We start from the raw sequence: 6037 nt of genomic DNA, 5'->3' as shown, positions 1-6037 counted from the left end.
GATGTACACAACAGACAACTGCGAGTCACTACTCATGGCCAGAGCCCTGCCCCCGACCTATCTTCCCGTTTCCCCTTCCTGCCTGGCAGAAAAGCTCCGCGAAATTGCGGACATGCTGGAAGTCCGCAGCCCGTTTATCCGCGCGGCAGAACGGCACTGCGCCACGGGAAGCCGCGGCGAGCCTTTAACGATTATCCGCATCGAGATTCAGGAGCAACCTGAGTAAGTCAGATATTTACGGTTAAACTAAGGCGGATGACTGGCTCACGCAACTCTGTGCGCAGGGCCATATCAGTGCGGCCCCGTCCCGGGGCTTAAATTATTTTATGCACCGGGCACTTAAATATAAACGCTTACGACTCGCCTCTGCCGGTTAACTGAATGTCAGGTGACATCGGATATACAGGACGCCAGGTCCGGGAAGCGCCGCTTCGAACAAACAGATTCATATTTAAGCACAGCGCCAGTGTGAAAGTGGCAGCATATTTTCGCTTCGGCAATCAGTCAGTCATTGGAGACAGAAAACATAAATGAGAGAGTTAATGAACATATTCTCTGCAGGAATCTCGTTATGGAGAAAAACCATTGCGTAGATCCTCTGGCTTTACTGCACCTGAACAGGATTAAGCAGTCTGCCTGCGGGTGCGCCCTTTCGGAATCGGATGCCCATTATATGCACAGTGCTTCTGACAGTACGAGTTACCTGCTCTGACCCGGGTGCAGGTCAGAGTGAGAGATATTTTCTCAGGATGGAAGACACAACATCAATATATCAGAAAAACATCAGCCACTTATAATAAAAGGAAAAGATTCAATTTATTTATCCTTATTAATCCATAGCCGATAACTATCCAACTCATTTAAATTCCGCTCCGCCATTTGCTATAGTAAAAACGTGGTTAAAATTTTTCTCATTCTTTTTTAAGCGAGGTATAAACGTGTTGTACAGCGAAGACATGACCGGTCACGCAGTTATTGGTGAAGCAGCAGTCAATCTTGCCGTGCGTGAAGAGGAAATATCCGTTGATGCTCTCCTGACGGAGCTGAACATTATGCTTAAAGCAGAGAAAATCAGCAGCCGCAGCCGGCGCATCAGCGATGCCATCATCTGGCTGCGCGACTTCCGGACCGTCGGTGCGCGCGGGAGTGCCGGTAAGAAATGGATGCTGTCTGATGCAGACGGCCACAGTGCCGGCGGCGAGGCCCCCATTCGCCTGCAGGCTGATGAAGATGAAATGAGATAACCACAACCCCAAGGAGCGGGCGCTCAGCGTCCGCCTTCACCTGACTTCGTAAGATGACTGCCTGCGCGCGCCATTATTAACGAAGCGCACCCCAGCGCCTTTTAACCTATAATTTCTCTGTCATCGGGTAAACTCTGCAGATGCAGCGCTGCCGGCCACACAATAACAATCCGCAACACCACTTTTACCGCCGTCATCCGCTCAGGATGCTCCGGCAGGGACCTTCACAGCATGAAAAATACCAACTCAGTGACCACAATCCGCGCCCGCCTGCAGAACAGCGGCGACGCGCTGACGGCTGAAAGTCAGGAGCTTGAAGAGGCAATACAGTCGATTCTGGCCTCAGGCGGACAGCTGACCAATAAAACGCTCACCATCCACGTCATTCGCGACCTTGAGCAGGAGCGTGACGCGCAGAGACAGGCGGTGCTGCGCAGCGTGCTGGAGCTTATCGTCAGTCACACGCCGGACGACGCCGGCGGGCAGGCTTCATAACGCCTGCGCGACAGGGCTGTTTCAGTTAAGTTTGGCGGCAAAAATCCGGATGGCCCGGCTGCAGGCCTCGCGCATGGCCATATCGGTACCGGACTCCTTCAGGCGCCACAGCGTGCCGATAAGTTCGTGCGGGCTGACTGTCCCGCCCCTGTGCAGTACCTGCCTGATGGCCAGCCCGATGGCTTCGTGCATCAGTTCCTGTATTTCATTTTCGGTTTTCAGATGCGCTCCGCTTATTGGGGATATACACAGTGTATCGCGATAAGCGGCGCGCAGATATAAGCACCAGAAAAAACCGCCCGGAGGCGGTTAAATCAGCGGGGTGGCGCCCCGGTCGGGCGGAATGTCTCTGTCGCCGCCCGGCACCTCGTCTTCATGACCGGGCGCCGGCTCGTGGTCCGGCAGCGGGGTCGCATCGTCAGGCATCGGCTGGTCAGACATGCTATTTTCCACCCTTCTGCTTCATGGTATCGCTGTCCCTGGTGTCTTTTTTGTTGCCCGCGGGCAGCTTGCTGTGGTCGGCGTCTTTGCCATCCTTCACATTTTTATCGTTACGGTCAGCCATGTTTACCTCCGTCACCCGGTATCGGGTAACGTTAAGTTTAGCCGCGTGACGGTACCGGAAGGTGAATAAATATCCGGTCTGTGACTTAAGCGTAAAAACCGCTCATTACGCGGGCGGTGAAAGCGAGGCGTCCCCCGCCTCGGTCATTCTGTCGTCCACGCACAGCCTGCAAATGCAGGCCCGTATCTTCAGCTGCTGTGACGCAATCTGATACGCGTGCCGGTAGCTCACGGCCGAGCCCAGAAACTGACGCTCCGGATGGTCCTCCAGGCAGACGCAGCCCTTCACGTGCAGCTGGTCCTGCTTTTCCATCCTGAGCAGATAGTAAAACTGACACATACGCGTCCTCCTTCCATGCTTAAAGAATCACTGTATGCCCGGATATATAACGAAGGAATTAATTTCTGATGCGATTTAAGCGCGGGATAAGCGGAGAGCGTCGTCCCTGACAGGTTCTCCGGCCGGTACACGCCTGAGCGCGACCGCTGAGGTCATCTTCATCGTCGTCTTCCGGCCAGAGCCGGACTACGTCCTCTGGCGTCAGTTCTTCTCGTCGTTCAGGCCCGCAAGGGTCTGCAGGTACGGCACGTGCCGGACGGCCTGCTCCGGCTCGTGGAAGCTCTTCAGCCAGCTTCTGGCTTCGGATATTTCAGTGAGCCGGTTATCGCCGCCGCCGGCCTCCGCCATGTGCCCGAGCTCGGCAATAAGCGATTGCACGCTTATTTCCTTTTCGCCCAGCGCCAGGCTCAGTGCCGCCTCGCCAATAATGACGTGCCCTTTCCCGTCGTGTTGAATAGACAAATTTACTACCTCCATTTCACGTTGATGACAGCCTCACGTCACACTGTAGTCGCGGAGGGTGAAAGCGCCCGGAGGATGTTCTGAAAACCCCTGTTCCGTAATAATTTATTTCATCAAATGTGATTACAGGGTTCCGCGCGCGGCGAAGATTCTTGTTGCAGGCAAGCCCTGATATTCATTCCGCATCACACTGTGCCCGTTACCGGTCCGGTTTGAGAAAGCGCGGCCGGCTGCTATGGTGCCCGTGACAATCTGCGGCAATACGGAGCCTGAAATGCTTACAACCATAATTTACCGGAGCCACCTGGCCGATGACGTACCCGTCAGCATTCTGCCGGACATGGTGAAGAAGGCCAGCCTGCTCAACGCCCGCCACCAGGTGACGGGCATCCTGCTGTTTAACGGCACGCACTTCTTCCAGATCCTGGAGGGCCCGGAACAGGGCGTGCTGGACATCTACGGCCGCATCTGCGCCGACCGGCGTCACCACAACGTGGTTGAGCTGATGCGCGACTACTCGCCGTCGCGGCGCTTCGGCAACCACGGCATGGAGCTGTTCGATCTGCGCCATCACCCCCGCGGCAGCGTGCTGCAGGCGGTGCTTGACCGCGGCACCTCTAAGTACCGCCTGACCTATGACGATCGCGGCCTGCAGTTTCTGCGAACCTTCGTGGAGGCCCGGGAGAAAGAAAACTACTTTGAGGTTTTACCCGCCGACTACTGGGACTTTGTGCCGGATGAGAACGGGTCACCGGCCCCCGCCGCGGGCGTGACCTTCCGCCCGGTGGTCGACCCGCTCGGCCGTGAGGTCACGGCCCTTGAGGCCATACCCGATGATGCGCCGGAGGGGCTCTCCGGCGATGCGATGTACGTACATAATCTCGCTGCGGTCACCGGGGCGCTGCACAGAGCCGGCAGGTCATGCCCTGACGACATGATGCTCTACCTCAGCATTCTGCCCGGGACGCTGGTATCCGTTCCGGATGCCGTTGGCCGGATTGTCCGCGCCATCGACAGCGCTGAACTGGTGCCGCAGCAAATCATACTGGGCGTCAGCGAGACGGAGGTGATTTCTCAGCTGGAAGCATTTTCCGCAGCGGTGCGGCAGCTGAAGCAGGCCGGCATCAGCCTCTCTATTGATAACTTCGGTGACGGCTCCGCCGGGCTGTCTCTGCTGGCGCACGTCCAGCCGGACCGCGTACGCATCGGCGCCGCGATCGTGCGCAATATTCACCGCAGCGGACCCCGCCAGGCGGTGGTGCACGCGGTGCTGCGCTGCTGTTCTGCGCTGGAGATTAACGTCATCGCGGCGGGCATCGAGCAGCCGGAAGAGTGGATGTGGCTGGAGGCGGCAGGGGTCACTGATTTCCAGGGCGCGCTGTTCACCGCAGAGGGGGCGGCCGTGGCCTGGCCGGAAACCCGCGAGGCCGTCTGAGGAGCCGGAACAGAACAGGGGCCCCCGGGCCCCGTATGATTAACAGGACGCGGCACGGTGAGGCGGAAGCTGCGTGGCCATAACGGCCGCGGGCACATCAGCCTTTTCCTGCCGCAGGGTTCTGCCGCGGTTGGCCTTTTCAAGCCAGGTGCGGAAATGCGTCATCATGGCCGCCGCATGCTGCGCGTCCGGCGTGCGGTAAATCAGCAGCCGGCTTTTGGTCTGGTTTGAGAAGTCGAGGGCATAAATCTCGATAACGGCCTCGCGCTGCTCGCTTTCAATTGCTGTGAAATGCATGTCAGGCCAGCGGTTCACCTTCAGCATAAACTCACTTAAAATCATTTTTTTTCCTCTTATTGTTTTAAAATCGGTACTCTTTTCACTGGTCCGCCCAGTGTAGAATGGGTTGCGGACTCTGCAAGCCGTCAGCGAGTTATTAAGCGTAAAGGTTTCGTAATCTCCCTGTTTTCAGCACCGGAGATAACTGCAGCATGCGCCAGCAGGAGATATCCGGCAATACGCCGGCGGACTATCAGTGCAACAGGCAATAACACACAGGAGAGGCAACCATGCTCAGCGAAAACAGGCTCCGTCACATCGCCGGCGATCCGGACAGCCATGACGCGGAGGCCGTCGCGATGGCGCAGGAGATCCTGCAGCTGCGCCGCACGCTGGGCGCGCCCTGGGCCGTGGTACAGCCGCTGGGCGAGCTGTATGTGGAGGACGGGAACGCGGCCATGATCTGGCCGGCGAGTCTGGCGGAGCGCGGCGACGTCTGCCTGTACCGCCTGGAGAAGCCTTCTCCGGTGGCGGAAACCGCCCCGCCCGCAGCAAAGCAGCGCGGCCGCAGAAAGAAATTACCGGCGCCGGAGTAAGGTATTTTCAGGACAGCATGCCTCTGCCGGACAGCGCTGACGCTGCAGCGCAAAAGTTTTCTACAGGTTCTTCTCCCCCGTTAATGTCCGGACCCGCTGCGCTGTGGTAAGCTCTGCGCCCGAAACCTGCCGCCGGAAAACCCCATGAAAAATGACTTTGAAGAAAAAATGGCCGACATCATGATTGGCGAGGCCGTCACCGCGCTGCTGGAAGAGGACATCGCCATCAGCTGGGCCGTCCTGACGGACCGCCTGCGGGCGGCGATTGAGCATGAAACGGATGAAGACCGCGTTCGCGCAGGGCTGCGCGCCATTGAAGAGGTGCGGCGGGAAATGCAGATTCGCGCCGCTGAAAATACCGGGGTGTACGGCACTGACGGTATGTCAGCGCAGAAGCTTCACTGAAGTCACCCGGGGCGCTGCCGTATCCCCGGGGTGGCCTTTCTGATATACTGTATACTTATCCACCTTACGGACGGAGGTCATATGAACGATGACACCACCGCCGAAGATATCTACGCCGTTATCGGAACGGTCGTGGCGCGCCTTCTTAAGCCGGACCAGTACCTCACCCTTCACGAAATCACCAGCGCCCTGCACAGCATGGGCGAAGCGGCAGGCG

The 6037-nt window shown here is 57.8% G+C and carries 12 protein-coding genes; 6 read left to right on the top strand and 6 right to left on the bottom strand.

Going from position 1 to position 6037, the window contains the following annotated elements; translation table 11 throughout:
- The 3 genes from F3J37_RS27650 to F3J37_RS27640 form a co-directional block, all read left to right on the top strand.
- On the top strand, positions 1–226 hold a 226-nt coding region (locus F3J37_RS27650; RefSeq protein WP_237449447.1), incomplete at its 5' end, for a hypothetical protein.
- A gap of 712 nt (positions 227–938) precedes the next feature.
- A complete protein-coding gene (locus tag F3J37_RS27645; protein ID WP_166936805.1) occupies positions 939–1244 on the top strand; it encodes a hypothetical protein in 306 nt (101 codons plus the stop codon).
- Positions 1245–1475: 231 nt separating this feature from the next.
- The gene (locus F3J37_RS27640; RefSeq protein WP_166936803.1) at positions 1476–1739 is read left to right on the top strand and encodes a biofilm development regulator YmgB/AriR family protein; all 264 of its coding nucleotides are present in this window, start codon (positions 1476–1478) and stop codon (positions 1737–1739) included.
- 21 nt (positions 1740–1760) lie between these two features.
- Here F3J37_RS27640 and F3J37_RS27635 read toward each other — a convergent pair whose 3' ends face one another.
- The 5 genes from F3J37_RS27635 to F3J37_RS27625 all read right to left on the bottom strand — a co-directional run bounded on the left by F3J37_RS27635 (position 1761) and on the right by F3J37_RS27625 (position 3105).
- Positions 1761–1931 carry a hypothetical protein gene (locus F3J37_RS27635; protein WP_231568837.1) on the bottom strand — a complete coding sequence of 57 codons (171 nt, stop codon included), beginning with the start codon at positions 1929–1931 and terminating at the stop codon, positions 1761–1763.
- A 117-nt stretch (positions 1932–2048) separates the two neighbouring features.
- The gene (locus F3J37_RS28430; protein ID WP_255253270.1) at positions 2049–2180 is read right to left on the bottom strand and encodes a hypothetical protein; all 132 of its coding nucleotides are present in this window, start codon (positions 2178–2180) and stop codon (positions 2049–2051) included.
- 1 nt (position 2181) lies between these two features.
- On the bottom strand, positions 2182–2304 hold the full coding sequence (locus tag F3J37_RS28425) for a hypothetical protein (RefSeq protein ID WP_254919502.1): 123 nt from the start codon (positions 2302–2304) through the stop codon (positions 2182–2184).
- Positions 2305–2409: 105 nt separating this feature from the next.
- Positions 2410–2643, bottom strand: coding sequence for a hypothetical protein (locus tag F3J37_RS27630; protein ID WP_166936801.1), 234 nt, complete (start codon positions 2641–2643; stop codon positions 2410–2412).
- Positions 2644–2844: 201 nt separating this feature from the next.
- Entirely contained in the window at positions 2845–3105 is a 261-nt protein-coding gene (locus F3J37_RS27625) for a hypothetical protein (RefSeq protein ID WP_166936799.1), read from the bottom strand.
- Positions 3106–3379: 274 nt separating this feature from the next.
- Between F3J37_RS27625 and F3J37_RS27620 the strand changes: the two genes are divergently transcribed.
- Positions 3380–4540: a diguanylate phosphodiesterase gene (locus tag F3J37_RS27620; protein WP_166936797.1), complete on the top strand. Its 1161-nt coding sequence runs from the start codon at positions 3380–3382 to the stop codon at positions 4538–4540.
- 39 nt (positions 4541–4579) lie between these two features.
- Here the strand turns inward: F3J37_RS27620 and F3J37_RS27615 are convergent, their stop codons facing one another.
- Positions 4580–4882 carry a hypothetical protein gene (locus F3J37_RS27615; protein WP_052127596.1) on the bottom strand — a complete coding sequence of 101 codons (303 nt, stop codon included), beginning with the start codon at positions 4880–4882 and terminating at the stop codon, positions 4580–4582.
- 227 nt (positions 4883–5109) lie between these two features.
- Between F3J37_RS27615 and F3J37_RS27610 the strand changes: the two genes are divergently transcribed.
- Both F3J37_RS27610 and F3J37_RS27605 read left to right on the top strand, forming a co-directional pair.
- Positions 5110–5415: a hypothetical protein gene (locus F3J37_RS27610; RefSeq protein ID WP_176505757.1), complete on the top strand. Its 306-nt coding sequence runs from the start codon at positions 5110–5112 to the stop codon at positions 5413–5415.
- A 144-nt stretch (positions 5416–5559) separates the two neighbouring features.
- Entirely contained in the window at positions 5560–5820 is a 261-nt protein-coding gene (locus tag F3J37_RS27605; RefSeq protein WP_166936795.1) for a hypothetical protein, read from the top strand.
- The last annotated feature ends 217 nt before the right edge of the window (positions 5821–6037 follow it).

This window comes from Candidatus Pantoea communis, assembly GCF_011752685.1.
In the GTDB taxonomy this organism is placed as follows: Bacteria; Pseudomonadota; Gammaproteobacteria; order Enterobacterales; family Enterobacteriaceae; genus Pantoea; species Pantoea communis.
Note: the sequence above shows the minus strand (reverse complement) of the source record. Positions and strands in the feature narration are given on the sequence as shown.